Here is a 26,955-nt window from a genome sequence, read left to right as displayed (position 1 = left end):
GGGCAAGTTCTAGAGCGTGTTAGGAACTTTGAAGTACTGACACGGCGTGGACAAGCATGAGCATTGCGAAGACGACGAAATGAAGCCCAGCGAGAGTTTCGGGGAGCCGTTCATAGTCACGTGCGAGACGCCGGAAACGGTTGAGCCAGCCAAAGCTGCGCTCGACCACCCACCGGCGGGGGAGCAGAACGAAACCCTTTTTCGTTTCTTCGAGTTTGATCACCTGAAGGTCAATGCCCTCGTCGAACGCAGCCTGCGCTGGCTCTTTGCCCGTGTATCCCTGATCGGCAAATGCCACCTTGACCGTTCGTCCCGTTACCTGCTGGACCTGCCGCGCAAGCTCCGCTACCTGTGCGCGCTCCTGTTCATTGGCTGGGGTCACGTGCACCGCCAGCAACTGTCCCAGCGTGTCTACTGCAATATGTGCCTTACTACCGCGCTTGCGCTTATAACCGTCATAACCCGCACGCGGGCCGCTCTCGCAGGTCGACTGTATCGTGCGGCCATCGAGGATGACCGCGCTGGGCTGTCCCCGACGGCCCTGTGCCACGCGTATCACCGAGCGCAGGTCACTCACCATGCTCTCAAAGCAGCCAGCCTGCAACCAGCGTTGAGTCTGCTGATACACCAGCTCCCACGGCGGGAAATCATTGGGCAGCATCCTCCACGGCGCGCCGGCACGAGCCATCCAGCGCAATGCATCAAACATGTCGCGCAGTTCGTATTTGCGCTGGGGCGCGTCAACGTCCATCAGCGTCAGATACGGCGCCGCGAAACTCCATTCCTCATCCGACACATCAGTCGGATACCCTTTGCGGTCGGTTGTTTTCATCCCGCCAGGATACCAGGTCTCAATCGAAGTTCCTAACACGCTCTAGTATGAAACTGATTCGGTCTATCGAGGAGTTGAGAGCTCAGTTGCGCGGACAAAACCGCACGGCCTTCGTGCCGACCATGGGCAATCTGCATGCAGGGCATCTTTCGCTTATCAGGCTCGCACGGCAGCATGGCGATCCGGTCGTCACCAGCATTTTCGTGAATCCGCTGCAGTTTGGACTAGGCGAAGATTTCGAGCGTTATCCGAGAACCCTCGAGGCGGACCTGGAGAAACTTCAGAAGGAGAATGTGTACGTTGTCTTTGCCCCGACGGAGCGGGACCTCTTTCCGCAGGTGCAAGAGTATCGTGTCCAGCCTCCTGGCGGCCTTGGCGACATGCTGGAGGGTGAATTCCGGCCTGGTTTCTTTCAAGGCGTTTGCACGGTCGTAATGAAGCTGCTGTTATGCGCGCAGCCGCGCGTGACGGTGTTTGGAAAAAAGGACTACCAACAACTGATGATAGTTCGAGAAATGTGTAAGCAGTTCGCCATGCCCACGGATGTCATAGCCGGCGAAACCATCCGCGACATCGATGGACTGGCGCTGTCATCGCGCAATCGCTTTCTGACGCCCGAGCAACGGGTGGAGGCGCCCACGCTGCATCGGCTCCTCAACAGCGTGCGCGAGGATATCTTGGCCGGGCGACAAGATATTCGGCGAATCGAGCGGCGCGCATTCTCAACGCTCGTCGATCGAGGCTGGAAGCCCGATTACATCTCGGTCCGAAAACAGGCCGACTTACGCTCTCCAACGGAGCCGGAAGTCGTCGGGCAAAAGCTCGTTGTGCTAGCAGCAGCGCGTCTCGGCAGCACACGCCTTATTGATAACCTCGAGATTTGAAGTTCCGACGCTATGCCTTGTCACAGTGATCGAGGGGTGGGGCGAAAACGCAAGCCGAGCCTGAGCCTGCCTGAAATTGAACTTGTGTTATGACTGAACCAGCGATTCATCACGACCGCTCTCGTAGGCAATCGGTGCTTGTGACGGGAGGCGCCCGACGAATCGGTCGGGCGGTGGCCTTGGGGTTTGCCGCCCGAGGATGGGACGTTGCCGTGCACCATCACGAATCGAAGCGCGAAGCGCAGGAGGTTGTTGATCAGATAGCAACGCGAGGGGGACGCGCGATTTCCCTTTGCGCAGACCTTTCGAACGAAGAACAGGTGAGGCAACTTGTGCTCGCATGTGTGAAGGCGTTCGGACGACTCGATTGTGTCCTGAATTGCGCGTCGCGGTTCGAGGAAGATACAGCACAGACCTTTACTTACAATCCTCGAGTTTAGACATTCAGCACCCCGATGAAGGGCCCTGACAAATGATTCGCAATTCGGAAAAACTTGACATAGGGAAGGTCTGCACAACTCGTGTTCAGAGAGTTGGCCGTTTGCCACTTGCGTCGTATCAGCCATGAGAGTCTGCTGGCAGGTTGGTCGCCTGGCTTTTTGAAGCGTGACGACCACTGTTTGCCGAGATTCGCGGCCTGAATCTGCGAGCGTTTCAAGCTTTCCACAAAGCCTTGCGTGCCATCCACAGGTTGCCCAGAGCAAATAGTGTCGTGATCTGGGCGGTGTTCTTCATCAACCCCCGGTACCGGGTCTTCGTATAGCCAAACTGCTGTTTGAGGACGCGGAACGGATGTTCAACCTTGGCGCGGATGCCGGCCTTCAGGCGTTCAATCTGATCGAATATCGTGTCCAGCCGATCGGTTAGGTCCAGTTGTCTGCGCCTGCCTGGTCGCATCGCGACATGCCAGCGAACCGCGCTTACCTGGCAGCGCTTTTCGATACCCTGATATCCGGCGTCAGCGGACACATCCATTTCCTGGCCGTGCAACAGCGCTTCGGCCGCATTGATGTCATGAACGTTGGCGGCTGTGCCGATGACCGTGTGGACCAGGCCCGACTCTGCGTCCACGCCGACGTGCGCTTTCATCCCGAAGTACCATTGATTTCCCTTCTTCGTCTGGTGCATTTCCGGGTCCCGTGTACCAGAGCCGTTCTTCGTCGAAGTGGGTGCGGAAATCAAGGTAGCGTCGACCGCCGACCCCACCTTCAGCATCAAGCCTTTCTCGCTCAGGATCTCATTGACCAGCGTTAGCATCTGCGCAGCCAGGCCGTGCGTTTCGAGAAGGTGACGGAACCGGAGAATCGTGCTCTCGTCCGGCAAACGCGTCATACCCTCGTCCAGCCCAGCAAATTCACGATACAGCGGCACGTCATAAAGCGCCTCTTCCATCGCCGGGTCTGACAGACCAAACCACTGCTGCATGAAGTAGATCTGCAGCATCGTCGCAATAGGAAACGGCGGCCTTCCAGTCTTACCCCTTGGATAGTGCGGTTCGATCAACGCAATCAACCTCGACCATGGCACAACGCGCCTCATCTCATCGAGAAATTCCCGCTTGCGCGTGCGTTTCGTTGAAAGATCCAGACCAAGACCAAGCTGTGTCATCGAGGTACCCCTTAAACCTGCCTTCTCCCAGGATAGTCCACCGAGACGTCAACGCCAGGACTTTTGCAGACCTTCCATAGAAGGGCAATCGTGAGTCCGCCGCGCTGCTTGCGCGAGGTTTTAGCGCAAGCAGCGCGGCGGGCCAATGGGAATCGTTTTCGGTTCTCTTGCGATTGCCCATGTCCTTGTCGAAACGCACTGAGTTTCTGAGTTTTACCTGAGTGAATGGATCAACGTTCTGCTTACCGCCGTGCCGCTTCGCTCGCAAGCCAGCTTCCTCGAGTTGCTGAGCGGGTGCATGGTTTCGCCCGAAGGATGGGTGAGCCGTGCGATCTCGGCCATTGGGTGTACGCGCCACTGGACGGCGCATTTCAGGTTGTGTCGCGTTAAGGACGATGCGACGATCAGGCGCCTAAGGTGAAGAGGATTGCTTACATCACGAGAGAATAGAATTGTTCGGCTGCAGTCGAGGCGACGCCATCGTCCTTAACGCGACACAACCCGATTACCTTCCATTGCGAGTCACGGTCGCCTTGATGTTCCAGCACCATTCGCACAGCCCGCTCACGAACTTCCGGCGAGTACCGTGGGGACTTCTTCTTGGTATTTTCCATAGCTCCATTTTCTCAAGAAGTGGAGCCTCCGGAAAACCCGGCGCGGTTCAGTGTGTGTGTCTGGCCAATACCCGAAGGCTACTTTCGGATGCCGATAGCCACGAGGTACTCCCGCGGCATCGCAATCCCCAACTCGGACTGAAACCCTTCGTGATATGTTATGAAATCCTGCCTTAGGCGCTCGCGGCTGTCCGGATCCAAGCTCGCGGCCAAGGTTTTAATGGGGCCGTAGCTCTCCACGGACAACTCCCACACGATAGACCCGTTCAGTTCGCGCAAGACGGTAGTGCCGCTCTCAAAGCGCAAGTCGAAGGCCGCTCCAAGCAGCTTCTTAACGTAATCTGTGTTCCCCCAGGCAAATGGCGACGTTGGTAGTGGCACGGGAGCTCGCGTCACATATGGCTGCATGATTTTGAACAACCCAGCGACCGTACCGTCGGAAGGCCAGGATGCAATTCCCAGCCTGCCCCCCGGTTTGCAGACCCGCGCCAACTCCGAGGCCGCTGCGTCCGGATCGCTGGCAAACATAACGCCGAATGTCGAAATGACGGCGTCGAAGCTTTGATCCTCGAATTGCAGCGCCTCCGCATCGCCCACTTGGAACTCGAAGGATAATTGCGCATCAGCCGCATACGCTTTGGCGGTCTCGATGAGATTTGCTGCCAAGTCAATTCCTATACCGCTTGCGCCACGGGCAGCGATGCGCCGTGCGGCCCACCCTGTACCCGTGGCCACGTCCAGAACGCGCTCGCCGGGCTGCGGAGCGACGCGAATAACGCAATGCTCAATCGCATCGGAGATTGATTGACTAACTCGTTCATATTGCCGCCCTGCACTTCCCCACGTGCCTGCGGCCTCGGCATTGTGGGGTTGGAGCATCGATGCATAATCCATCTCATCCTCCTTGCGTCGACCGCGTCGCTGATCTGGGGTTGCGGCACCGGCAGCGTGGGCAACAGCTTGATTGCTCGTTCGACGGCGCTGGCGCGTGCTTGCAGCTCTTCTGGCGTGTGCTGAAACACCGCGGCGAGATCCGGCCTGTGACGGCTGTTGGCAAACAGCATGAGATCTCGCCGGATGTTCCCGAGCATACCGCGCGCCGATTGTCCGGCAGCCTTGCGAGCCGCCAGATAGTGCTCAACAGGCGCGCGAGAGCTGAGTCCGGCGTACGCTATTAGCTTAAACCAACCAGCCTCCACGGTTCCCGGCGCACCTTCATTTTACGAGTCTGTATGATGGGTTCCTTGATCGTTGATCGGTAGCTTTTGAATCAATTACGGCCTCTGGAGAGATAAAATCCTGTCACCCCGATTTTCAGATGATTGAGTGAATTGCAATAGTCGACATTCAAAGAAAGATCACATCCATCCGGAGCCAGAACAGGCAAGATCATTTTGCCCGACTCGATAGGCACGGCACAAGATAGACACGCTTCAAACTTGTTGCCGGTTGATCAATCTCAAAGACTGCGTGATCCTGCTTGCGCCAGCTGATCGCGAAATAGGGCGTTGTCACGTTGAGGTATTCACGACGCAAGAGCGCACAGGACGTACATTTGCTCAGGAATTGGACGGATCCAGGGTGAGCCCGGTGAAGGGCTCTGTCAAGTTGACGCAGTAGCGGGGGTAGAATGAAACGATGAAGAAAAGAAAGTCGCTTTATCACGGTCACCGCTTCCTTGCCATCGTCATCAGCTGCGCGGTTCGCTGGTTGTTACGTCTCGCGGTATTCGGGGTTCGGTATCGCGAGATATTCGAGGCGAGACGACGCTGATTGTCGCGGGCCAGTCGAGTAGAAGTCCTTGCTAATTGAACGCGAGATGCAAGAAGACGATACGTGCGTGGCATCGCGCGTTTGACGCACGGCACAACGAACGCAGCCCCGGCTGTTAAGCTCGGGGCTGCTGTGTCGTCAGAAGGGATCGTCGATGCGATGAGAGGGAGGTGGTTCGCGTGGCGGTGCCGTCCACGGTTCGTTGCAGCGACGGATCTGTTCGCCGTATGCCGCGCTGAACCACAGGAGCCAGTCGCCCAGCAGTCGCTGGATCTGCGCGGCGGCTTTATCCGTCAGTTCGGGTAGTGCAGGCGGTCGGGACATGATCTTCGGCGCCGTGCGAGACGCCTTCGGGTGTTTGCGGCGCCTGCTCACCGGAACTCCTCGATAGCCTGTTGCAGCAGTTCGTCGGGCAGATGGTTCAGGCCGCGGGGCACGGCCAGTTGCATGGCGGTGCGCAGGATGCGCCCGGCCTGTCGCGGCAAACCGCGTGAGGCCTGCCGCAACAGTTCGAGCCCGGAGTCGGCCAGCAGCGTATGCGTGCAGCCGGCGCTCTTCAGGGCGTGCGCAATCAGTTGCGCGAAGCGCTCGCGCTCGATTACGGGCTTGAGTTGCACACGCGCCTGGATACGACCGTACAGGGCGGCATACGGCGCGCGCTCGAGCGTGGTGGCCAGGCACGGATGCGCGGCCAGCCATACTGTGAGCAGGTTGCGTGAATCGAACGCGAAGTTGAGGAACGACGGGAAGTCACGGAAGAACTCGATGGGCAGGTTCTGCGCCTCGTCGATGATCCATACCACGAGCAACTGCTTGCCTTCGACGAGCTCGGTAATGCGCTGCTTGAGATCACGCCAGAGGTCAGCACGCCGGTAGCTGGGCTCCAGTCCGAGCGACCGGGCGAGCGAGCGGTATAGGTCGATGCGGCCGAACTCCGTTTCGGCCAGATAGATGACGTGATAGCGATGCGGATTGAGGCTGCGCGTGAGATGCCGTAGCGCTGCGGTCTTGCCCACGCCGGGCTCGCCAGCCAGCAGGCCAATACCGGGGCTGCCGAGGAGCCACTGGAAGCGCTCGGTGAGCTGGGCGAGTGCGCCGTCATCCCAGAGGTCCGTCGAATCCTTGTCCAGCGGCGCTGCGCGCAGGCCGAAGTGTTGCCGGTACATGCTCAGGCCTCCTGCCGGTAGTGACGCTGATGCACCAGTTCGAGCAGGTTCGGCCCCGGCGTGACGACATTCGTGATGGGCACGGCCCGCGGCCGCTGCCGCCGGCGCGTATTGTTGGCGACGGCGTCCAGCGCGGTGGCGGCGCCCAGCGCCTGGCCGGTCTGGCTCTCGACGCGAAGGACGGTGCCGGCGTGCGGATCTACCACGAGCAATACCGTCTGTCCGGTGAGCTCGTACGGGACCTCGAAGCGTTTGCCATTGAACGAGACGGTGCCATCGCGACGGACATGACGCGCGATGCGATGCAGGAACTGTTCGTCCAGTCGTGCGGCCAGCATACCGAGCTGCCGGATGCGCGGCAGGTCCTGCTGGTAGCGCGAGAGCGGCGTGTGTTCGCCAAGTGCGCTGTGTTTGCGGCGATGGTAGACCTGCTCAACCCATGCCCACAACCGCGCGTTCAGGTCCGCCATGTCACGGATATGTGTCGCGTCGAGTTCGGCGAGGAACCGCTCGCGTAACGTGCGGTGCCAGCGCTCGAGCTTGCCCTTGGCAAAAGCAGTCAACTGCACGCGATCTGACCGATGAAGCACAGTTATTCCGGGTCACGCATCCCTTCCATCCGTTGTATGGGCGAGAGTTCGCGCTTGCGGATCGGCGCAACACTTGGGGAGAAGACCGCGTCTACTTCCACGACGACCGCGGTGACCTGAAACGTATGCCGGCAGCCTGGACGAGCGCCGCGGCGCCCAATGCATTCGAGACGGTTTCGGCGGGGCGATCGCATTTCCGCATCGAAGATCTGTTGCAGTTGACCATGCTAATTGCGCGGTACAGAGAAACAAGCAGACAAGCCAAAAGGCGGGCAGGCAGGCGCAAGCTGTCAAGCAAATAATGCCATATGTGTAAAATAAATTATGCCATTTTCAGAAACCGATGTGCTTCGTCTCGGACCAGAATAAGTGTCTATCCGTTCTTCTACGGGGAGTGCCTGACGGAGTTCTCGAAAATCACCTTGACATCGGCTATATATGGGCATAATTTACATTACATATGACTCGTACACGAAAGCCCGATCCCAAACTCACTGCTCTCGAAGAGAGTGGCACGGTGAATCCGCGCCCTCATGACATCGATGATCCTGCCTTCATTGACAGCGACTTCTTCGATCCCCGGGATCTGGTTCAAGTCCGATACGAAATGCTGCGACGCGTACGCGTCGAAGGGCAAACCGTCGCGGATGCCGCCGCACACTTCGGAGTCAGCCGGCCGACCTTCTACAAGGCGCAGGCCGACTTCGAGCGCGATGGCCTGGCCGGTCTGCTGCCGGTCAAGCGCGGCCCACACGGACCTCACAAGATCACCGATGAGGTGATGCGCTTCATCGAAGAAGCGCGCGTGACTCACGCTGAGCCGGAAGTGCAGGAGCTGGTTGATCTGATTGCGGAACAGTTTGGCCTGGCGGTGCATCGACGCACCGTGGAACGCGCCCTGGCGCGTTTGAAAAAAAAACTACGGTAAATCCTCCCGTAACGGCGCGCGATACCCAGTCCCTGAGCCAAAGCTACGAGATCTTGCGGCAGGAGGCTCTCGAGCCCGGCGGAGGTGGTCCCACTCTGATGCGTGGCCGTGCGCTGTTCATGTTCAAAGGCATGGCGATCTGGATGAAGTCTGTGACCGAAGCGTTTCCGTTTAGTCCATTACCGGTTGCGCGCCCGAGTGGGCTGAACCTGCCTGCCGGTCTCGAACAGAATCTGGTCGCCGTCGTGGCGACGATGGCAATTGCGACAGCGGAGGTGATGGCATGACCGATCAGACGCACGCGAAAGTTCAGGCCCGGCATCTGAAGAGAAACGCCTACCTGTATGTCAGGCAGTCTACGTTGCGACAGCTGTTTGAGAATACCGAGAGCACCGAGCGCCAATACAACCTGCGACAACGCGCGATTGCGCTCGGATGGCGCACTGATCAGGTGGTCGTCATCGACTCGGACCTCGGACTGTCTGGCGCGTCCTCGGTTGATCGCCAGGGGTTCCAGCGCCTGGTCGCTGAGGTGAGCCTGGGCCGCGCCGGAATTGTGATGGGGCTCGAAGTGTCGCGCATGGCGCGCAACTCCACCGACTGGCATCGGCTACTAGAAATTTGCGCACTGGCCGACTGTCTGATCCTTGACGAGGATGGCGTCTACGATCCCGCGCACTTCAATGACCGATTGCTGCTTGGCCTGAAGGGCACGATGAGCGAGGCTGAATTGCACGTCATGCGGGCACGACTGCGCGGCGGCATCCTCAATAAGGCACGTCGCGGCGAGCTGGAGACGCGCTTGCCCATCGGCTTTGTCTACGACACCGAATCGCGCGTTCGTCTGGATCCCGACGCACGTATCCAGGAAAGCATCCGTCATCTCTTCCGCACGTTTCGGCGCACCGGTTCGGCCACTGCAACCGTCAAGGCCTTTCGTGAGCAGGGCCTTCTGTTCCCGCATCGGGTCCATCACGGAGTTCGCAAAGATGATGTGCTGTGGAGCGAGCTCGAGCACTCACGCGTACTGTGGGTTCTGCATCATCCGCGGTACGCAGGTGCGTACTGCTTCGGGCGCACGCGCTATCGAAACCATCCCGATGGGCAGAAAGTCTCCGCCCGGCTGCCCTCTGCGGAATGGCTGTCGCTGATTCCCGACGCCCACGAGGCTTATGTGAGCTGGGAAGAGTTTGAACAGAATGTTCAGGTGTTGCGCGAGAATGCTCACGCACTGGGCATCGATCGGGAAAGAGGGGCACCACGTGAGGGCCCGGCGCTGTTGCAGGGCCTGGCGATATGTGCCAGATGCGGTGAGCGGATGACAGTGCGCTATCACGTCAAGGGGCACACACAGGGTGCCGGACTACATGTGCCAGCGCCACGGCGTCAAACATGGGCGGCCGGTGTGCCAGCATGTTCACGGTGGCGAGCTTGACAAGGCCATCGGCAGGCTGCTCGGGGAGACAGTCACGCCGGTCACGCTTGAAGTCGCGCCTGCGGTACAGGAAGAACTCGAGAGCCGTTCTGACGAGCGCGACCGACTGCACCGCCGGGGAGTTCGNACGAGCACGCTACGAGGCCGATCTGGCGCGGCGCCGCTATATGCAAGTGGATCCAGCGAATCGATTGGTCGCGGACTCGCTTGAATCGGAATGGAATCAGGCGCTACGCGCTCTTACCGAAGCTCAGGATCACTACGAAAAGCAGCGCGAAGCTGATCGCGCAGGACTTAACGATAAACAGCGTGCGAACATCATGACACTCGCCAGAGACTTCCCTCGTCTATGGAACGATCCGCGCACACCGGATCGCGAGCGAAAGCGCATGGCGCGACTGCTCATCGCCGACGCGACTTTGCTCAAGGGTGCAGACATCTGCGTTCAGATACGCTTTAATGGCGGCGCCACGCATACGCTACATGTGCCGCTGTCCAAGCCGGCGTGGATATTGCGGCAAACCCCTCGCGCAGTCATTGCCGAAATGGACCGGCTTCTCAACGAGTACACCGAGAGTGAAACGGCAGAGCAGCTTAACCGTCAGGGGCTCGCCTCCGGCTGGGGCAAGCGGTTTACTTCCAGAATGATCACGCGGCTTCGACTATCCCACAAGCTACCCAGTCATCATGACAGGCTGCGCGCACGCGGAATGCTCACCCTGGACGAGATCGCAGAGCGGTTGAACGTGATGCCGACGACAATCAAGACATGGCGTCGTGCAGGCCTGCTTATAGCGCATCGCTACGACGACAAGGGCGGCTATCTCTTCGAACCGCCCGGCGCCGAAGCGCCGGTGAAATTCCAGCACCAGGGAAAGACCCGTGGCCGACGCTCGGCCGCATAAACACCAACTCAACCGACCTATGAGGTGCACTATGCAGCGCAGCCCTTGCCTTCGGGTGCATAGGGCCGGCAATGCACGAGCCGGATCGCCAGCTGCGCGCAGATGCCCTGCAGCGTTGAGGCGCGATAGGCGGCGCCGTTATCGACGACGAGCGTCTTCGGCACACGACGCCTGAGCAGCGCCTGTTTGAGCACGCCCTCGATGTCCAGCGCCGTCTCCGAGGTACAGAACGCGCTGTGGGCGATGAGCCGTGAGGCGTCGTCCATCAACGACACAATGTACGTCTTCGTGCGCTGGCCGCCGAAGGACAGTGTCGGGCCGTGCAGCACATCGCCGTACCAGATCGAACCGGCATACTCGGCCTCAAAGCTGCGCTTCTCCTCGGGCACGACATCGGGGCCAGCAATGCGCGAGATGCCGTGCGCCTTGAGCAGACGGTGTACCGCGCAGCGCGAGAGCGTGTCGTGCGGCACGATGCCGGCCGCCTCCAGCAACAGCCGGATCTGGCGGATCGAGCGTCGCGGGTTCTCGCGTTTGGCCGCGAGCACGGCGGTCTGTACAGGCTCGGGCAGCTTCGAGCGGCCGATGTCCGTGCGGGCGCGATCGGCAAGTCCCGTCAGCCCCTCACGTCGCCATGCGTAGTACCACTTGAGCAGCGTCTTCTCGCTGATATGCCGTCGGCGCGAGCCTGGGATGGCGTATTCCTGCTGCGCGAGCTGTTGCACGATCTGCAGCAGCTCGCCGCGGCCCAACCGTTCGCGGCTGACGAGCGGACCGAGCACCGACAGGCGAAACAGCGCCTTCGGATCGACTTCGATCATACGTTCTCCTTCGAGAGTTGAGGGAACCCGTATGAAACCGCCAATGCGCGACGCCGGGCAGTGAGCAGACTGTGTGGGGTGCCCGTTACAGCACGAACAGCGCCGTCGCGCAACGCACGGGCATCAGTCGATCACGGGACAGCAACGCCGTCGTCATCGAGCCATCCCATTGCCTCGCACAAGGGCATCAGCTGGAAACAGGCAAGCCAGAAACCGGTGCGATCGGCACTGCGTCCGAGCGATGCGAACCGGCTGCGCAGATGGAAAGAGAAGTTCTCGTTCTGCGTGGCCAGCCAACGCCACCAGCGACGCACCGTGTGATAGCCGAGCGCGAAGATCGCGGCCGTGCGGCGCAGCGACCCCCGCAGCCCTTTCCGGTGCCGCATTTGCGCGGGCAGCCTCCGGCTGGTCGGGCTTCTTCTCGCCCGACGCCGCCTCGACCGTGTTGGTACGCGCGGCATCGTCATTCTGTCGCGCTCGCCCGCGGCAATACGCATCGCTTCGGGCGCCGACTGCGGCGTGGCACGATCCTGCGCATCCGGCCGGAATCCACGTGTCGGGATGCCCGCGAGTTCGGCCGCAATCCACGCCTGCCGGCGGAATTCGTCGGTGCCCTTCACTTGCAACTCGCCCCAGTTCTTGGCCTGCGCGACAGCCATTCATCACGCATCGTCCGCCTTGAACGGCTGTCGTTCGCGTCCCAGCCACCGACACCACTTGTATCAGACACGGCTACACGCGCAGCTGTATGCACCCCACCGTTCGCCCGCCAGATGAATGGCTGGTTGCGTGACTACGAGGTGTCGATCCTGAGCGTGCACATCCTCGCGATGCTCGTCCGACCTTCACACTGAGCGCAACATGGAACTTGTCGAGCGGGATCACCCCGGGACGGTGAGGCGACATCTTAGTGCTGACGAAGCTGCAGCTGTGCGGCGGTTCTGCGGCGACGGACAGCAAGTGCGGCCTGAGGACGTCAGACTCGTGGAAGCCGTGCTCGAAGAGATGCACGACGGACGACATGTGCGTCTGTGGCTCGAGTGCGACTGCGTCAGAGCACCCTGTGGCCGGCCGCGGTTGACCGCCCGGGTGCGTGAAGACGGCCCGCGTCATTTCGTGCGCATGCACCAGTACGGCGAGCACCACTGCGCACTGGCGTCGTTCCGGCAGACACCGGAGCCGGAAAACGTTGGGCCGGCCGGTGATTGCGCGCGGCCAGGCCAGCACAATCCGCTCAGACCGGTGGCCGACGCGCTTGACTATCTGGACCTGCATGAAGGTGCGGCACGGCCGGGCGGCTCGACGGGATCAGGGGGCGGCGTTGGCGAAAGGGGCCGCCGCCTGCCGCGGCTCGGACGCATCCTGCACACGCTTCTTGAGGACGCCGACTTCCCTCGGCTGCACGTCGACGCGTTAAATGACAAGTCCAGATCGTGGGAGCGGCTCGAGGCATATGCAGCAGATCAGGCGCTGAGCCCGCAGCTATCACTCTCGCAGATACTCTATTTGGGCTCGCTTCAGGAAACAGAAAATAGAGCACGCTAAGCGGATGAAACCCGCAGCTTGGGTTCCCGCCTATGGTGCGGCGAACGCCTCGTCCATCTGCCGGTAGCGTTTGATTTCGTCGCCCTGGAGATAGATCGAGGTTGTCGCAATCGAGGCGTGCCGAAGGTTGTCGCGTACCGCCGTCAACTCCGCGCCGCGGGCGAGTGCATGCGTGGCGTGCGTATGCCGTGTCCAGTGGGGACTGGCGCGTCGCAACTTTTCGGCCAGCACGGGATGATCGGTGCCGATGACATCGGCGGCCAGATGAAAAAATCGACGCAACACATACCACAGTCGGGAACGGGTGATGGCTGTTGCGCCTTCCTCGTCAACGCTTGCCAGTAACGGGGTCTTTGGATCCCAGCGCTGCGGCGTCACCGGCAGGTGCCTCTGGACAAGATACTGCTCGAGTGCGGTTCGGGCGAGTGACGGCAACGCTACCTTGCCAGCCTTGCCGCCTTTACCGACGAGGTTGAGCCAATGGGCGCCGTCTGCACCCGTACGAATGTCCCCAAGTCTCGCGCCAATGAATTCGCTTGCCCGCAGGGCTGTCGCGGACGAGAAGTCGAGCAGGAAGCGCAATCGCTGTGCGGCCAGTGTTCCCCAACCATAGGACCACTCCAGTCCGTTGGCGATCGTGCGAACCAGCCCCCATTCGCCTTCGGTGAAGCCGCGTGACGTGTCGAGCGGTTTCACGCGTGTCTTGCCTCGGACGTTGATGCCGGCAAACGGGTTGGTGAGCACATAGCGCTGTTCGATGAGCCAGCGAAACAGCGCGCCGAGAACGGAAAGCGCGTAGGCGGTCGAGCGCGCCGACAGGTTGCCGGCGAACGGACGCCACTCGGGAGCGCTACGCGGTCGTGGCGGTCCGATCCAGCGCTCGCGCGGCTGCGGGTGCCGAAGGAAACTGCGGTATGCAATGGCGTCCTCGGTCGTGAGTGAGGACAGCGCCCGCCCGCGCTCGACGATGGCCCACAGGATCAGGCGCTCGGCTTCCTTGCGGTATGCACTTTGCGTGGCGATGGTTTCGTGCAGGGCAAGCCATGCCTGTACCGCTTCGTAATCGTTGTTTGCGTCGAGCGCGCAGGCCTGCCGGGGCGCGCGGAAGCTGCCGTGCGAACCATCGACCTCATGGGGTATCCGTAACCGTTCCCAGGGAACAACAACGCTGGGGATGCTTACCGCAACCAGCGCCCGGGCGCGCTCCGTTAGCTGGGGTGGGCCTCAAAAAACGCCTCGATCTGACGGGCGCTTGTCTGGCCCAGCCCCGGCACTACGCTCCACCAGCGGCGGCGGGGCACGCGAACCGTCAGGTCAGCGAGAGTCGCAATGCCATACGCACGCAGCGCGCGCACAGCGCGGGGTGCGAGCCAAAGGCCGATGTCATCGGCGATTTTCGGTTGCGGTGCGGGCAGCGTACGCAGGATGTCAATCGCGTGCGCGATTGCACCTGCCCGCTCGATCCGTTCACCGACAGGGTGCTGGAACAGATCGGCCAGATCGGTGCGCTGGCGTTCTAGGGCAATGCTAACAAACTCACGGCGGATGGCGCCGATGATGCCGCGCGCCGATTCACCCGGCGCCCGGACGTGGGGCAGGTAGCGGTCCACGGCGGCCCGCGAGGACAGGCCAGCATACCAGCCGCGCAGCGCCGCAAGTCGGTCAGCATCCGGAAACGCTGACGGTTCGGCCGGGATGGAATGCGAGGTGTGCAGGGACTGACGCGTTTTCATGTTTGACAGTTTATCGTCTAAAACTTGTGTCATTGCCAGATTCAAATGCCCGCTTTCCAGCCAGATTCAAATGTCCTCGTTTGGAGGGATTAGGGTCCGTATCTGATGGGTTTGTCCTCACGTAGTGTCGAAGGATGGGGCCTGAACGGGCAGGGCCCTGACGTCTGCTGCGAGATCCCTTGCAGACCGACGGCCAGGTTTGCGTGACTGAACTGGCCCCTTTCTTTGTTGCGCCAGATCTACGATCACCTGTTCAACATCGGCCTGCGTAAATTCACGTTGCTTCTGTTTGCCTGGCGAAGTGCCTTGAGCCCGGGTTTCGGCACCCCGGTGAGTCCGTGAGGGCGCCTTGCCAATGCGCCGGTTATCGCGCTGCGCCTGGATCGCCTGCGACACCTGAAGGACGTGAGCCAGACGCTTGTGTTCAACGATCGCGCCCTGATCGATTTCAGCAAGCCGGTCATATTGCCGGCAGGTCAGTAGGCGTCCATCGGCCCTCAGCTCGATACGGCCATCCGGATACTCCCAGACCTCAATGTACCGGTCGATCAGCCTGCGGTGCTCAGGCGTGTCATCCAGCAGGTACAGCACGCGGTCGTACTGCACCGTGAGCGCCTTCGTGACCTTGCGCGGCTCGCGCCACGTGAGTACCAGATCCAGACTCTCGTCAGCCCGTAACGGCCAGTGTGCATCGAACGCGCTGCGCGGCGGCTTCGCGAATCGCGCGTTGTAGGCGGCCATGAAGCAAGCGGTTTCATTGTGCAATTTTGGCTGAAGTCAGCCAAAGCCCCGTTCCACAAGGCTTTGTGCGATCTGGCGCGATGCCATTCTAGTCCATCCGGCAGCTAGTGACGTCAAAACGCGCTCTTTCGGTCGCTCACTGTCGACCTTCCAAGCTTACAACCCAATCACCGCTGCGCGCCGTCGCGCGCCTATACTCTCAACAGCGCACAGCCCGATCTCGTCGGGAACCCGTCGTGCTCGACCACTGTGCGAACCCTGGTGGGAGGACGCCATGTGCTATCAGAAACCCGTTGAACTGCTGGACAATCTCCTCGAAGCGGTGCCGCTGGCGCCTAACGATCGCGGCTTTACTGCGATGGACGACTCTCGCGTACTGCGTGCGGAACGCGTCTGGCCAATGCCTCATGCCGACCCTCTTCGGTCAGTCGCAACTAGATAATGAGCGGCAGCTTTTCCAAATCGGAATCACGCTGGCCAAAATGGTAGCCCTCTAATTCACAGCTCACTATTCGCGCATAGGATGGTTCCTTTCTTGGAGTTCCTTTCTTGGAGGTCCGTATGTCACGAATCCTTGCAATCGATCATGTTGCTATCACCGTAGCTGACCTCGCGGGAAGCTGTGCATTTTACGATGACCTTTTCGGGACAGAAGTCGTCGCCGAGCATGTCATAGACGGCCGGGTGCTCGTGCGCCAACTTGCAATCGGCGGCGCGGTCCTGAGCATTCATCAAAAAGGCAACGGGGTCGATTTGGTCGCCGAGCGCCCAACGGTAGGGGCGGCCGACATATGCCTCCGCTGGAATGGCTCGGTGAGTGAAATGCTCGACCTGCTCGAAGGAAAAAACGTCAACATCCTTGAAGGTCCGGTTGCACGGATGACGGCCGATAGACAGCCAGGTCAATCAGTGTTCTTTCGCGATATCGACGGCAATCTTCTAGAACTGATGGCCGCTGACAAAGCAAGCGGGCGATAGCCCAGCAACCACAAAGCAGTCATTCGACTGCAAGGTATAGAGGACCGCTGCTGGCCGAATTCTGCCTCATGAGCCCGACGACTCCGCACAACACCACCAACGAGCATGCAAAAGGCATATTGGTCCTGGAGCGGCCCTTCGAATTGCCACTGATCACTTCTTATCCGGGGTAAATCTGAAGACAGGTGGCGCATGGCGCAATATACGCCCCCTCCGCACTCGCGACCACAATATGGGCCGGTATGCTTTCGGCGAAAATCGTTTCCGGAAAGGGAATGACGCTTATCTCTTTGAGAGTGACCTTTCTCAAATACAGCCTGCATGCTTCAGCTATTCGAGGCGCCAAGCCGTTCTAGATCGGCAATCAGCCCGGGCCCGGTCGGAGTCCAGCCGAGCGTCCTCCGCGTCTTTTCGCTTGATGCCACAAGGTCGCGGCTAGCGAACATTGCCAGCCAACCAAAGTGCGTCGAAGCTTCTCCCGCGGATATGGATCTTGTGGGCACTTTCAGCCCGCGGCCGATGGCTTCGGCAATATTCAGCATCAGCACGCCTTCTTCAGCCACCGCATGATATTTCGCGCCCGCTTCGTTCTTTTCCAGCGCCAACCGGTAAAGACGGGCGACATCCGAGATGTGTGCCGCTGCCCAGCGGTTGCGTCCTTCCCCGACATAGGCTGACACGCCTTTCTCGCGCGCCACAGCAACAGCGTAAGCCAGAAGCCCTTGCCGCATTGTGTTGTGAACTTGGGGAAGCCGCACCACCGAGGCGCGCACGCCTCCCAGTGATAGCGCCGTCTGCTCGGAGACGCGGGGAAAGGGGAAATCTGGCGGCACGTCATCGTACTCGGTCGCGACCTGGCCCGGCCCGGCTAATCCTGCCGTCCCCGACGTGGCAATCAGAAGCCGATCTGAGCCAGCGAGGACTGAGCCCAAAGCTTCGATCGCGCGGCGATCGACCTCGCAAGACCTTGCAAAGTTGGACCAGTCGTGAATAAAGCCCAAGTGAATGACGGCATCGGCCGCCGCTGCGCCCCTCCGAAGGCTTTCGAGGTCTTCAAGCGAACCGCGATGTACGTCTGCTCCAATAGCTGCCAGGGCTTTTTCTCCCTCGTCTGAACGAGCCATGCCGAGAACCTTATCTCCCGCAGCAATCAGTTCCTTAACGGTGGGAATGCCGATAAATCCGGTGGCGCCGGTGATGAAAACGCGCATGAACCTGTCTCCAACTTTCGCTGGAGACAAGTCTCAGCTTTGCGAGTGTTCCGGTAAAGTAGTGACATTATCATGGTAAGACTACAAACAGCATGAAGTCGCGCCAGGACAACGAAAACCTCCTCGCCGCCTATTTGCGGGACCGGCGGATGAAGCTTGATCCCGCAGTACTCGGCTTTCCCGCAGAGCGCCGGCGGACGCCTGGGCTGCGCCGTGAGGAAGTGGCGCAGCGCGCCAATATCAGCCCCACCTGGTACACGTGGCTCGCACAAGGTCGCGGCGGTGCCCCCTCGGCCGATGTGCTCGATCGAATATCGCGGGCCCTGATGCTGACGGATGTCGAGCGCGAGCACCTTTTTCTAGTTGGCCTCGGGCGGCCGCCCGAAGCCCGCTACCAAGAGAAGGAAGGTGTCACGCCTCGGCTGCAGCGTGTCCTCGACGCCTTGGACCCCAGCCCCGCCCTCATTCGCACTGCCACCTGAAACGTCCTTGCCTGGAATCGGGCGGCCACTGTCATGTTGGGCGACTATGGCTCCCTGCCGCCAAACCAACGCAATGTGCTGCGCACTATTTTCCTTGATCCGCGTGCGCGCGCCGTGCAGTATGACTGGGAGAGCGTCGCGCGCCACATCATCGGTGCATTCCGGGTCGATGCCGCGCGTGCGGGAGCGGCAACGGAGGTGGCGCCTCTTGTTGATGAGCTGTGCCGGCTCAGTCCCGAGTTCAAGGTGATGTGGCGCGACAACGAGGTTCGAGAGGTCCACGGCGAGGTCATCAAGCGCATCCGCCATCCGGTGCTCGGCCCGCTCGCCTTCGAATATTCGACCTTCTCCGTCGACGGCCGGACTGATCTCAGCATGTATCCCGCGACGCCGGAGGATGCGAAGACGATCGCGTCCCAGATCAGCTTGCTGTCAAACCGACTACCGTCGGCCGACATGCGAGGGCCGTAGTGGCGCTCGCAATAACGCAGGTTCAGGCATTCGAAGCTCGATTCCCGAGAGTCTCTCAGGACCCTGCAGGCACCGAATATGGCAAGCGGCTGTGGACACCAACGCTCGGCTTGCGAACGGCCGTTCGGGGCCGGCTAGCGCCCGACGACCAAGCCTGGCGATCGCCGCGGGCGCGGCTTTTCATGCAAGCGGCATAGAGCGACCGGAAGCGGAAATTCGCGGCGCTCCGAAGCGGACGGTCAATTCCTCTTCGATTCCGCACAACCCGTGGACGGCGCTCAGGTGTGCGCAAGGATATTGACCAGTTTCTCGAATGGGTCGCGAACGAAGAACCGACGGACGCCCCAAGGTTCGTCGACCGGACCATATTCGATGGCAAAGCCCGCAGCCTTCATGCGTTCAAGTGCTGCGTCCACATCGTCTACTTCAATCGATAGGTCCGGTACTGGCGTGCCGGAACCTCCCTCTGCGGCGAAGCTCACCTGAATGGTCATCTCGGTCTGAGAACCATAGGTCTGGATCCACCCGTGGTCCATCAAAAGCTCGAGGCCGAGGATATCTCGATAGAACGCCCGGGCCCGATCAAGATCGAGCGCCTTGAAGTTGGCAACTACCCGTTTGACTTGCACGTTTGGCTCCTTCCAACTTGGGACGGGGCTGCTGCGCCCCAACCGGGCGGTGGAATCGAGGGGCCGCTCATGGCCGAATTCTGCCTCATGAGCTCGACGACTCCGCACAACACCACCAACGAGCATGCAAAAGGCATATTGGTCCTGGAGCGGCCCTTCGAATTGCCACTGATCACTTCTTATCCGGGGTAAATCTGAAGACAGGTGGCGCATGGCGCAATATACGCCCCGTCCGCACTCGCGACCACAATATGGGCCGGTATGCTTTCGGCGAAAATCGTTTCCGGAAAGGGAATGACGCTTATCTCTTTGAGAGTGACCTTTCTCAAATACATGTTCGAGACAATCTTCTTCTCGGCGCAGCCTTTATTGAAGCTCGCTTTCCCGACGATATCAGTGGACACTTTTCGAGAAAGATCGAATTTCACGCCAGTGTACGCCTCGAGGCCTCTACCAAGTCGAAAGTGCCCGTCCAACGCCGACCCGCCTGCTTCGTCAAGCATCTGCGTCATGACAGCCTTTTGCAAGGCGGGGGATAGCCCGAGATAATGATACTTATCCGAGCCGATCGCAACGGCAATCACGCCCGCCGCTGAGATCGCGTTTTCTTTGAAAAAATCCGCAACTTTTTCGGCTAGTGCGTAGGTTTCTTCTGTGGGACCTGGATAGTTGCCATAATATTTTTTGGTTAGTTCTATTGCTGTTTTGAAGCTCATATCCTTCTCCCCGAGAGCAGTGACAGGGGCAATGATTCAAGATAGCACATCTTTGAAGACCTGCTGGTTCTTGAGTGCCGACGATCGGCTGGAAGCGGATGAGACTTGCCCGCCGACCAAGCGCGACGATCGTCACGGGCGTGTCCTCTCAACCTTCACCGATGCTCACGAGCGGCGCATAGTGCGATCTGAGAGGCCGACTTTTCGGCTGCCGGTCCGGTTGCGCAGGAAAGGGAGTTTTTCAACGCATTACGAGTGGATCTGTCATACGCTGGGCGCATCCATCGACAGCATGTCGACTTTGCTGACGTTCAGTGAACGACAGTGGTGATGCGCTATGGGTTGGCCACGCGATACCAAACAATTTCACCACAACTTGCTATCGCCATAAGAAGGATTATGACGATAGAACGAATTACACTGCGCTTTCCTGAACCGTCAATCCGGTGGAATCAGTGCCGCAAACCCTGTCGGCACCATCCCCGCCCCTTGCCGAGCCAACCATGCCACGACGTTCCATTCTCTCGCCTGCCGAGCGCGACAGTCTCTTCTCGTTTCCGGAGAGCCATGATGAGATCATCCGCCACTACACATTCAACGAAGCGGAACTCTCGCTGATCGGCCAGCACCGGGGCCCGGCCAACCGTCTGGGTTTCGCCGTCCAACTCTGCTGCATGCGCTATCCGGGGATTATCCTAGGCGCAGGCGTCGAACCGCCGCCTGCGCTGCTGGAGTACGTTGCCGGGCAGCTCAGCATAGAACCGATGCTCTGGAAAGAGTATGCAAGGCGGGACCAGACGCGTCGCGAACATCTGCTCGAACTGCAGGCCGCGCTGCAGTTGCGATTGCTCACAGTGCGTGACTACCGTCCGGCCGTGCAGGCCATTGTTGATCTGGCGATGCAGACCGACAAAGGCCTGGTGCTCGCGCAGGCGCTGGTCGGATACCTGCGCCAACAGGCAATCCTGCTGCCCGGCGCGAACGTGATTGAGCGGATCTGCGCGGAGGCCGTCACCCGCGCGACCCGCCGCATCTACGATGTTCTTACGTTATCACTGTCGGATGAGCACCGGACAAGACTCGACCAGCTATTGACGCGCCGTGATGACGGCCGCATGACATGGCTCGCATGGCTGCGGCTGCCGCCGGGGAAGGCGAGTTCACGCCAGATGCTCAAGCATATCGACCGCCTCAAAATCCTCCACGCCATTGACCTGCCCGCGGGCCTCGACCGGATGGTGCACCGGAACCGTCTGCTCAAGATCGCCCGCGAAGGCGCGCAGATGACGCCGGCCGACCTGGCCAGATTCGAAAAGCAACGCCGTCATGCCACCCTGGTGGCCATCGTGATCGAAGCTACGGCGACGGTCACTGACGAGATCGTTGATCTGCACGACCGCATCATCGGACGGCTCTTCAATGCCGCGAAAAAGAAGCATCAGGAGCAGTTTCATCGTTCGGGAAAAGCCATCAACGACAAGGTGAGACTGTACGGGAAGCTGGGCCGGGCTCTGCTGGAAGCCAAGGAAAACGGCGGCGACGCGTTCAAGGCGATCGAATCCGTCATGTCGTGGGAGGCGTTCACGAAAAGCGTCAGCGAAGCCGAGCAGCTTGCCCAGCCCGAAGCGTTCGATTTTCTGCATCAGATCGGGGATCATTATGCGACACTGCGCCGGTACGCCCCGGCCTTCCTGGACATCCTGAAATTACGTGCTGCTCCTGCGGCGACGGATGTGCTTGACGCCGTCGATACGATCCGCGCCATGGACAACGACGGAGTGCGAAAAATGCCTGCTGACGCGCCCACCGCCTTCGTCAAGCCACGCTGGAAACCACTCGTGATGCCCGGCAGCGGTATCGATCGCCGTTACTACGAACTGTGCGCGCTCGCCGCGCTGAGGAACGCGCTACGCTCAGGCGACATCTGGGTGCAGGGCTCACGCCAGTTCCGGGACTTTGACGACTACCTCCTGCCGACAGTGAATTTCCAAGCGATCATGCAGGGCAATGTCTTGCCGCTGCCGATCATCGCTGATTGCGACCGTTACCTGAAGGAGCGGCGGCAGTTGCTAGAGCAGCGACTGGCAACCGTCAACCGCCTCGCCGCCGATAACGGGCTGCCCGATGCGATCATCACGGAATCGGGCCTGAAAATGACGCCGCTCGATGCCGCGGTACCCGAGGCGGCCCAGGCACTCATTGACCAGACATCGGTCATGCTGCCGCGCGTGAAAATCACCGAGTTGCTGATGGAGGTTGATGCGTGGACCGATTTCACCCGCCACTTTACGCACCTGAAGACCGGTGAGACAGCGAAAGACAAGACTCTGCTGCTCACGACGCTCCTGGCCGACGCGATCAACCTCGGACTGACGAAGATGGCGGAGGCCTGCCCCGGTACCACCTACGCGAAACTGTCGTGGCTGCAGGCGTGGCACATCCGGACGAAACCTACTCACAGGCGCTGGCTGAACTCGTCAACGCATAGTTCGCCCATCCGTTCGCCGCCCACCGGGGCGACGGAAGCACCTCGTCATCCGATGGGCAGCGCTTCCGTGCGGGCAGCAAGGCCGAGAGCACGGGACACGCGAATCCGAAATACGGCGCCGAGCCCGGACGCATGTTCTACACGCACATCTCCGACCAGTACGCGCTGTTCTATCCGAACCTCGTGAACGTCGGTGTGCGCGATTCGACCTATGTACTCGACGGACTGCTGTATCACGAGTCAGATCTGCGCATCCAGGAACATTACACTGACACCAACGGATTTACCGATCACGTCTTTGCGCTGATGCATCTGCTTGGTTTCCGGTTTGCGCCACGGATCCGTGATCTCAGCGATATGAAGCTGTATGTGCCAGGCAATCCTAAGGATTATCCTGCGCTTGCCTCAATGATCGGCGACACGTACAACGAAAAGCACATCCGGAGGAACTGGGACGAGGTTCTCCGTCTGGCGACGTCGATCCGGCAGGGCACCGTCACGGCTTCGCTGATGCTGCGCAAGCTTGGCAGCTATCCGCGACAGAACGGACTCGCTGTCGCACTGCGGGAAATCGGCCGCACCGAGCGCACGCTCTTTATTCTCGACTGGCTTCAGAACGTCGAACTGCGCCGACGCGTTCATGCCGGCTTGAACAAGGGCGAGGCCCGCAATGCGCTTGCGCGCTCGGTGTTCTTCTACCGCCTCGGTGAAATCCGCGATCGTAGCTTTGAGGCGCAGCGTTATCGCGCCAGCGGTCTGAATCTGGTCACCGCCGCGATCGTGCTGTGGAACACCGTCTACCTCGAGCGGGCTGTACAGACCATGCACGCCCGTGGTGTACCGGCCGACGCTACGCTGCTGCCGTATCTGTCACCGCTTGGCTGGGAACACATCAACCTGATGGGCGACTATGTCTGGCAACAAGATCGCAAGCTTCAGGCCGGCAAGTTCAGGGCGCTGCGGCCGCTGCCGGGGACAGAGCCGCGCATTCGGCGCCCCTCGTGAACTGCCACAGGGGCGATCGATCCTGCCGCCATACCCGACGAGCTCAACATCGTATAATCATCGGCTATAGCCGCCTCGACCTCGCGAAGAGAAAATCTGCCGTGAATAACCTGACGTCCCAACAACCGCTTGCCGACGACGATTTCGCCCGTCTCGCCGGGTTTCTCGACTCCATCGGCGATGCAGCGATGAACATCGAAACGCTCGACGGCTATTTCGTCGCGTTGATTTGCGGGCCAGACATCGTGTTTCCCAGCGAGTATCTGCCGCAGATCTGGGGGGAAGATTTTTCGTTTGAAAGTGACGGACAGGCCACAGAAATCGTCGAGCTGCTCATGCGTCACTGGAACACGATCAGCACGGAATTGCAGCAAACGCTGCATGAGCCGAACGTGTACCTGCCTGTGTTGCTCGAGCGAGAGGATGGTGTTGCCCCGGCCAACGACTGGGCACACGGCTTCATGCGCGGCGTACAGATGCGTCCCGCGAGCTGGGGTGAGCTGATCCATGACGAGGACCACGGTGGACCGATGATCCCGATCATGATGCTGCATCATGAGCACAATCCCGACCCGCAGATGCGGCCACCACAGATCCCGGCAGAAAAGCGCGAGGAACTGCTGGAAACGATGATCGCCGGACTGACCCATATCTACCGTTACTTCGAGCCGCATCGGCGGGCACTGGCGCACATCCCGGCGCGTATGCCCATGCGCCGAGAAGAACCGAAGATCGGGCGCAACGAGCCGTGCCCGTGCGGTAGTGGCCACAAGTACAAGCATTGCTGCATGGCTAGTTCGCCGTTTCACTGATCAGGCAGCACAGCAACGGAGACACGCAATGCCCCAGATTCCAGATGATGCAGATCTTCCCCTGAACGCCAACGGCCCAGCGTACACGTCGCGACAGGATCGTGACGGCATACCGCTGTCGTATGTCGGCGAGAAACTTGGGCTTGCCATCGAGGATCTGCATCGCCATGCCCGACGCTGTCAGGGGGAACGTGATGATTTGCGCTGCACCATGTATCACCTTCTCGTGGCATACCTGGGACTACGGCAGCAGCGAGAAACTGGACACGTGGCTGCGCCTGATCGAGCGGGAGGGCGATGTTCTTGGGCTCGCCGAACTGGGCAACTGACGCATACGGATCGCGAATCCCATGAAGCCAACCTTTCGCGGCGAGCGGGTGCCAGCCGCCATGCAAGACCGGTATGACGAGATCATTGCGCTTACCGACGCCTTTTGTGCGCAACACCTGACGGATGAATACCGCGACCTCTGCCGACGTCTCGTTGCCACCCTGTGCCGCAAGCGGCCATCGCCACTGGTTACCGGTCCTGCGCGCTCCTGGGCCTGCGGCGTGGCCTACGCGATCGGGAGAGTCAACTTCCTTTTCGACAAGTCCCAGAAACCCCACATGCGCGCCGATGCACTGTGCCAGCATTTCGGGCTAAGCGCCCAGACCGGTTCGGCCCGCTCAGGAGCAATTCTGAACCTTCTGAAGGTCGGCCAGCTCGATCCTCGCTGGTCACTTCCCAGTCAGCTCGACAGAAATCCGCTCGTCTGGCTTATCGAAATGGCATGATCGTCGACGCGCGCCGCATCCCGCGCAATTTGCAGGAAGAAGCCTTCCGGCTGGGTGTCATCCCGTTCGTTACAGGCGAAGAACGCTAGTTCGCGCGAAATCCCGAGCCCCGTTTGTACTTCACTTGCGACGCTGCGACGCAGCAATTTCCCTTTGCGCTTGGTCGGGTTCGCCGCCCCTGGCTCAGACTAAACGAATGAAAGGGACTTCCCCGTCCCGAGGCTGCGGCGGAAGCCGCGAATCGGCATCAACGTGCCATGATGAAGTTCTCGACCTTCACCAACACCAACAAGAGGGGAAGTCCATGTCTATTGTGACCATCGGAATCGACCTTGCCAAGAATGTCTTCGCCGTACACGGCGTGAACGAAGCCGGCAAACCAACGCTGGTCAAGCCGCGGGTCTCACGGGATCAGCTGGTGACCTTGATCGCGCAATTACCGCCGTGTCTGATCGGCATGGAAGCGTGTTCCGGTGCACATCATTGGGCCCGCGCGTTCCAGCAGCACGGCCATACTGTCAAACTGATGGCACCCAAACTCGTTGCGCCTTATCGCATGTCGGGCAAGCGCGGCAAGAATGACGCAGCGGATGCTGCTGCGATCTACGAAGCGGTGACGCGACCGAGCATGCGTTTCGTGCCGCTGAAAGACGAACATCAACAGGCGACGCTTTGCCTGCACCGAACCCGGCAGGGGTTCGTCGAAGAGCGGACTGCGATCTACAACCGGATGCGCGGGCTGCTTGCCGAATTCGGCGTCGTACTGCCGCAGAGCCCGGAGCGCTTGCGACGAGAGATCACGCCCCATCTGGATGCGTTGCCGGGCTGGGCACGACGTTGCATCAGCGATTTGCTCGAGCACGCCGGCAACGTTGAGGACCGGCTCGTGGAATACGACCGCGCGATCGGCGAAATCGCACGCAACGACGATCGCAGCTAGCGACTCATGCAACTACGCGGCATTGGTCCGACCACCGCGAGCGCACTGCTCGCAAGCATCGGTGCCGGGCGTGATTTCAGGAATGGCCGCCAGGTTGCAGCCTGGCTCGGACTCACGCCGGGTCAATACAGCAGTGGCGGCAAAGCGCGGCTTGGCGGCATCACCAAGGCGGGCGACGCTTACCTTCGCTATCTGCTGGTGAACGGTGCGCGCGCAGTTATCGCGAATCTCGGTGAGAAGCAGGACCGCATCAGCCGGTGGGTGCGAACCCTTGTTGAGCGCCGCGGATATTGGCGTGCTGCCGTCGCGATTGCCGCGAAGAACGCGAGGATGGCGTGGGCGATGCTGAAATACGGCGATGATTTCCAGCACGAGCCGGTTGCTGCGTAAAGGGTGTAGCGCCCAAACTGATACCCCCTCGCCACCACGGATGCTAGCAATGATTGGATAAAGATCACTTTGCACTGCCAGCGGTGATGTGAAGCGGGTTGGACCCGCGCGGGGCATGCCTGACAAAGCACGGGGGATTTTCTTTCCCGATAAACGAGCGAGGCCCCCGCGCGCGTCTTTCATCAGGGTCTAGGCCATTGGCCTAACATGACCGGTTGTAGTGCCGCAGTCCTTCACCTTCTCACGCGCACCGACGGCCTTGCAGTCAGAAAGACAAAAACCACGCTTGATACTTGCGATGAGCGGGGAAGCCCTTGTAGTGCTTTATTTTCCGTTTCCTGAAGCGACCCCAAGGATGGCGTTGCAGGGCGGTCGCCGGACCGTGGATCATGCGCGTCTCCGTTCGCCGCATTGTTTGTGTTGGACTTCGTTGGCGAGCGATTTCCCATTGTCCGAACCATGATGCAACGCCGGTCGGCGTT

Annotated in this window: 21 protein-coding genes and 10 pseudogenes; 16 read left to right on the top strand and 15 right to left on the bottom strand. The window is 60.3% G+C overall.

Annotated elements, in window-relative coordinates; genetic code table 11:
- Positions 1-19: 19 nt before the first annotated feature.
- Entirely contained in the window at positions 20-832 is an 813-nt protein-coding gene (locus G5S42_RS41225; protein ID WP_176112342.1) for an IS5 family transposase, read from the bottom strand.
- 47 nt (positions 833-879) lie between these two features.
- Here G5S42_RS41225 and panC point away from each other — a divergent pair, with 47 nt between their 5' ends.
- On the top strand, positions 880-1,716 hold the full coding sequence (panC, locus tag G5S42_RS41220) for a pantoate--beta-alanine ligase (protein ID WP_176112341.1): 837 nt from the start codon (positions 880-882) through the stop codon (positions 1,714-1,716).
- Between the two features lie 89 nt (positions 1,717-1,805).
- On the top strand, positions 1,806-2,156 hold the full coding sequence (locus G5S42_RS41215) for an SDR family NAD(P)-dependent oxidoreductase (protein ID WP_176112340.1): 351 nt from the start codon (positions 1,806-1,808) through the stop codon (positions 2,154-2,156).
- A gap of 214 nt (positions 2,157-2,370) precedes the next feature.
- Here G5S42_RS41215 and G5S42_RS41210 read toward each other — a convergent pair whose 3' ends face one another.
- On the bottom strand, positions 2,371-3,324 hold the full coding sequence (locus G5S42_RS41210; RefSeq protein ID WP_176112339.1) for an IS5 family transposase: 954 nt from the start codon (positions 3,322-3,324) through the stop codon (positions 2,371-2,373).
- Positions 3,325-3,541: 217 nt separating this feature from the next.
- On the opposite strand from G5S42_RS41210, the pseudogene G5S42_RS46100 reads away from it, so the two are divergent.
- A pseudogene (locus G5S42_RS46100) lies at positions 3,542-3,742 on the top strand (IS701 family transposase); the annotation flags it as partial.
- Positions 3,743-4,016: 274 nt separating this feature from the next.
- Here the strand turns inward: G5S42_RS46100 and G5S42_RS41205 are convergent.
- Together G5S42_RS41205 and G5S42_RS41200 are read right to left on the bottom strand one after the other, a co-directional pair.
- Positions 4,017-4,832 (bottom strand): class I SAM-dependent methyltransferase, encoded by an 816-nt coding sequence (locus tag G5S42_RS41205; protein WP_176112338.1) that lies wholly within the window; start codon positions 4,830-4,832, stop codon positions 4,017-4,019.
- Positions 4,778-5,128: pseudogene (locus G5S42_RS41200) on the bottom strand (integrase); the annotation flags it as partial. The pseudogene G5S42_RS41200 and the gene G5S42_RS41205, both read right to left, overlap by 55 nt.
- Positions 5,129-5,576: 448 nt before the next feature.
- Here G5S42_RS41200 and G5S42_RS46095 point away from each other — a divergent pair.
- Positions 5,577-5,696 (top strand): annotated as a pseudogene (locus G5S42_RS46095) (IS6 family transposase); the annotation flags it as partial.
- A 153-nt stretch (positions 5,697-5,849) separates the two neighbouring features.
- On the opposite strand, the gene G5S42_RS41195 reads toward G5S42_RS46095, so the two are convergent.
- The 3 genes and pseudogenes from G5S42_RS41195 to G5S42_RS41185 form a co-directional block, all read right to left on the bottom strand.
- Entirely contained in the window at positions 5,850-6,035 is a 186-nt protein-coding gene (locus tag G5S42_RS41195) for a hypothetical protein (RefSeq protein ID WP_217710345.1), read from the bottom strand.
- 47 nt (positions 6,036-6,082) lie between these two features.
- Positions 6,083-6,877 (bottom strand): ExeA family protein, encoded by a 795-nt coding sequence (locus tag G5S42_RS41190; protein WP_176112336.1) that lies wholly within the window; start codon positions 6,875-6,877, stop codon positions 6,083-6,085.
- Positions 6,878-6,879: 2 nt separating this feature from the next.
- Positions 6,880-7,428, bottom strand: a pseudogene (locus tag G5S42_RS41185) (integrase core domain-containing protein); the annotation flags it as partial.
- Here G5S42_RS41185 and G5S42_RS45965 point away from each other — a divergent pair.
- From G5S42_RS45965 to G5S42_RS43915, 4 genes are all read left to right on the top strand, one after another.
- Positions 7,317-7,769: a DUF5372 family protein gene (locus tag G5S42_RS45965; protein ID WP_176112335.1), complete on the top strand. Its 453-nt coding sequence runs from the start codon at positions 7,317-7,319 to the stop codon at positions 7,767-7,769. The pseudogene G5S42_RS41185 and the gene G5S42_RS45965 sit on opposite strands and share 112 nt — an antisense overlap.
- A 215-nt stretch (positions 7,770-7,984) precedes the next feature.
- The gene (locus G5S42_RS41175) at positions 7,985-8,395 is read left to right on the top strand and encodes a helix-turn-helix domain-containing protein (RefSeq protein ID WP_312883527.1); all 411 of its coding nucleotides are present in this window, start codon (positions 7,985-7,987) and stop codon (positions 8,393-8,395) included.
- Positions 8,396-8,538: 143 nt separating this feature from the next.
- Positions 8,539-8,682, top strand: a complete 144-nt coding sequence (locus tag G5S42_RS43920) for a hypothetical protein (RefSeq protein WP_217709843.1) — start codon at positions 8,539-8,541, stop codon at positions 8,680-8,682.
- Positions 8,679-9,830, top strand: coding sequence for a recombinase family protein (locus G5S42_RS43915; protein ID WP_217710344.1), 1,152 nt, complete (start codon positions 8,679-8,681; stop codon positions 9,828-9,830). Before G5S42_RS43920 ends, G5S42_RS43915 begins: the two co-directional genes overlap by 4 nt.
- Positions 9,831-10,776: 946 nt before the next feature.
- Here the strand turns inward: G5S42_RS43915 and G5S42_RS41160 are convergent.
- Positions 10,777-11,556 (bottom strand): annotated as a pseudogene (locus tag G5S42_RS41160) (DDE-type integrase/transposase/recombinase); the annotation flags it as partial.
- Positions 11,557-11,687: 131 nt separating this feature from the next.
- Complete coding sequence (locus tag G5S42_RS41155) at positions 11,688-12,176, bottom strand: hypothetical protein (protein ID WP_312883723.1); 489 nt, start codon at positions 12,174-12,176, stop codon at positions 11,688-11,690.
- Between the two features lie 241 nt (positions 12,177-12,417).
- Between G5S42_RS41155 and G5S42_RS41150 the strand changes: the two genes are divergently transcribed.
- Entirely contained in the window at positions 12,418-13,101 is a 684-nt protein-coding gene (locus G5S42_RS41150; protein ID WP_488168791.1) for a DUF8534 domain-containing protein, read from the top strand.
- 30 nt (positions 13,102-13,131) lie between these two features.
- Here the strand turns inward: G5S42_RS41150 and G5S42_RS41145 are convergent.
- A pseudogene (locus G5S42_RS41145) lies at positions 13,132-14,834 on the bottom strand (site-specific integrase).
- Between the two features lie 117 nt (positions 14,835-14,951).
- Positions 14,952-15,578 (bottom strand): annotated as a pseudogene (locus G5S42_RS41140) (ISNCY family transposase); the annotation flags it as partial.
- A 558-nt stretch (positions 15,579-16,136) separates the two neighbouring features.
- Here G5S42_RS41140 and G5S42_RS41135 point away from each other — a divergent pair.
- The gene (locus G5S42_RS41135; protein ID WP_176112334.1) at positions 16,137-16,553 is read left to right on the top strand and encodes a VOC family protein; all 417 of its coding nucleotides are present in this window, start codon (positions 16,137-16,139) and stop codon (positions 16,551-16,553) included.
- 326 nt (positions 16,554-16,879) lie between these two features.
- Here G5S42_RS41135 and G5S42_RS41130 read toward each other — a convergent pair whose 3' ends face one another.
- The gene (locus tag G5S42_RS41130; protein WP_176112333.1) at positions 16,880-17,764 is read right to left on the bottom strand and encodes an SDR family oxidoreductase; all 885 of its coding nucleotides are present in this window, start codon (positions 17,762-17,764) and stop codon (positions 16,880-16,882) included.
- 92 nt (positions 17,765-17,856) lie between these two features.
- Between G5S42_RS41130 and G5S42_RS41125 the strand changes: the two are divergent.
- Positions 17,857-18,717: pseudogene (locus G5S42_RS41125) on the top strand (helix-turn-helix transcriptional regulator).
- A gap of 278 nt (positions 18,718-18,995) precedes the next feature.
- Here G5S42_RS41125 and G5S42_RS41120 read toward each other — a convergent pair.
- Positions 18,996-19,346, bottom strand: a complete 351-nt coding sequence (locus G5S42_RS41120) for a VOC family protein (RefSeq protein ID WP_176112332.1) — start codon at positions 19,344-19,346, stop codon at positions 18,996-18,998.
- Between the two features lie 179 nt (positions 19,347-19,525).
- Positions 19,526-20,062, bottom strand: a complete 537-nt coding sequence (locus G5S42_RS41115) for a hypothetical protein (RefSeq protein ID WP_176112331.1) — start codon at positions 20,060-20,062, stop codon at positions 19,526-19,528.
- Positions 20,063-20,565: 503 nt separating this feature from the next.
- On the opposite strand from G5S42_RS41115, the pseudogene G5S42_RS41110 reads away from it, so the two are divergent.
- Both G5S42_RS41110 and G5S42_RS41105 read left to right on the top strand, forming a co-directional pair.
- A pseudogene (locus G5S42_RS41110) lies at positions 20,566-23,555 on the top strand (Tn3 family transposase).
- Between the two features lie 101 nt (positions 23,556-23,656).
- Positions 23,657-24,367, top strand: a complete 711-nt coding sequence (locus G5S42_RS41105) for a YecA/YgfB family protein (RefSeq protein ID WP_176112330.1) — start codon at positions 23,657-23,659, stop codon at positions 24,365-24,367.
- Here G5S42_RS41105 and G5S42_RS44900 read toward each other — a convergent pair.
- Positions 24,348-24,536, bottom strand: a complete 189-nt coding sequence (locus G5S42_RS44900; RefSeq protein WP_246392543.1) for a hypothetical protein — start codon at positions 24,534-24,536, stop codon at positions 24,348-24,350. The two genes, G5S42_RS41105 and G5S42_RS44900, sit on opposite strands and share 20 nt — an antisense overlap.
- Between G5S42_RS44900 and G5S42_RS44895 the strand changes: the two genes are divergently transcribed.
- From G5S42_RS44895 to G5S42_RS41090, 3 genes and pseudogenes are all read left to right on the top strand, one after another.
- A complete protein-coding gene (locus G5S42_RS44895; RefSeq protein WP_246392542.1) occupies positions 24,535-24,696 on the top strand; it encodes a hypothetical protein in 162 nt (53 codons plus the stop codon). The genes G5S42_RS44900 and G5S42_RS44895 overlap by 2 nt on opposite strands.
- Positions 24,697-24,717: 21 nt before the next feature.
- Positions 24,718-25,143 (top strand): DUF6398 domain-containing protein, encoded by a 426-nt coding sequence (locus G5S42_RS41095; RefSeq protein ID WP_217710343.1) that lies wholly within the window; start codon positions 24,718-24,720, stop codon positions 25,141-25,143.
- A gap of 304 nt (positions 25,144-25,447) precedes the next feature.
- Positions 25,448-26,473: pseudogene (locus G5S42_RS41090) on the top strand (IS110 family RNA-guided transposase).
- The last annotated feature ends 482 nt before the right edge of the window (positions 26,474-26,955 follow it).

This window comes from Paraburkholderia youngii (assembly GCF_013366925.1).
GTDB lineage: Bacteria > Pseudomonadota > Gammaproteobacteria > Burkholderiales > Burkholderiaceae > Paraburkholderia > Paraburkholderia youngii.
Note: the sequence above shows the minus strand (reverse complement) of the source record. Positions and strands in the feature narration are given on the sequence as shown.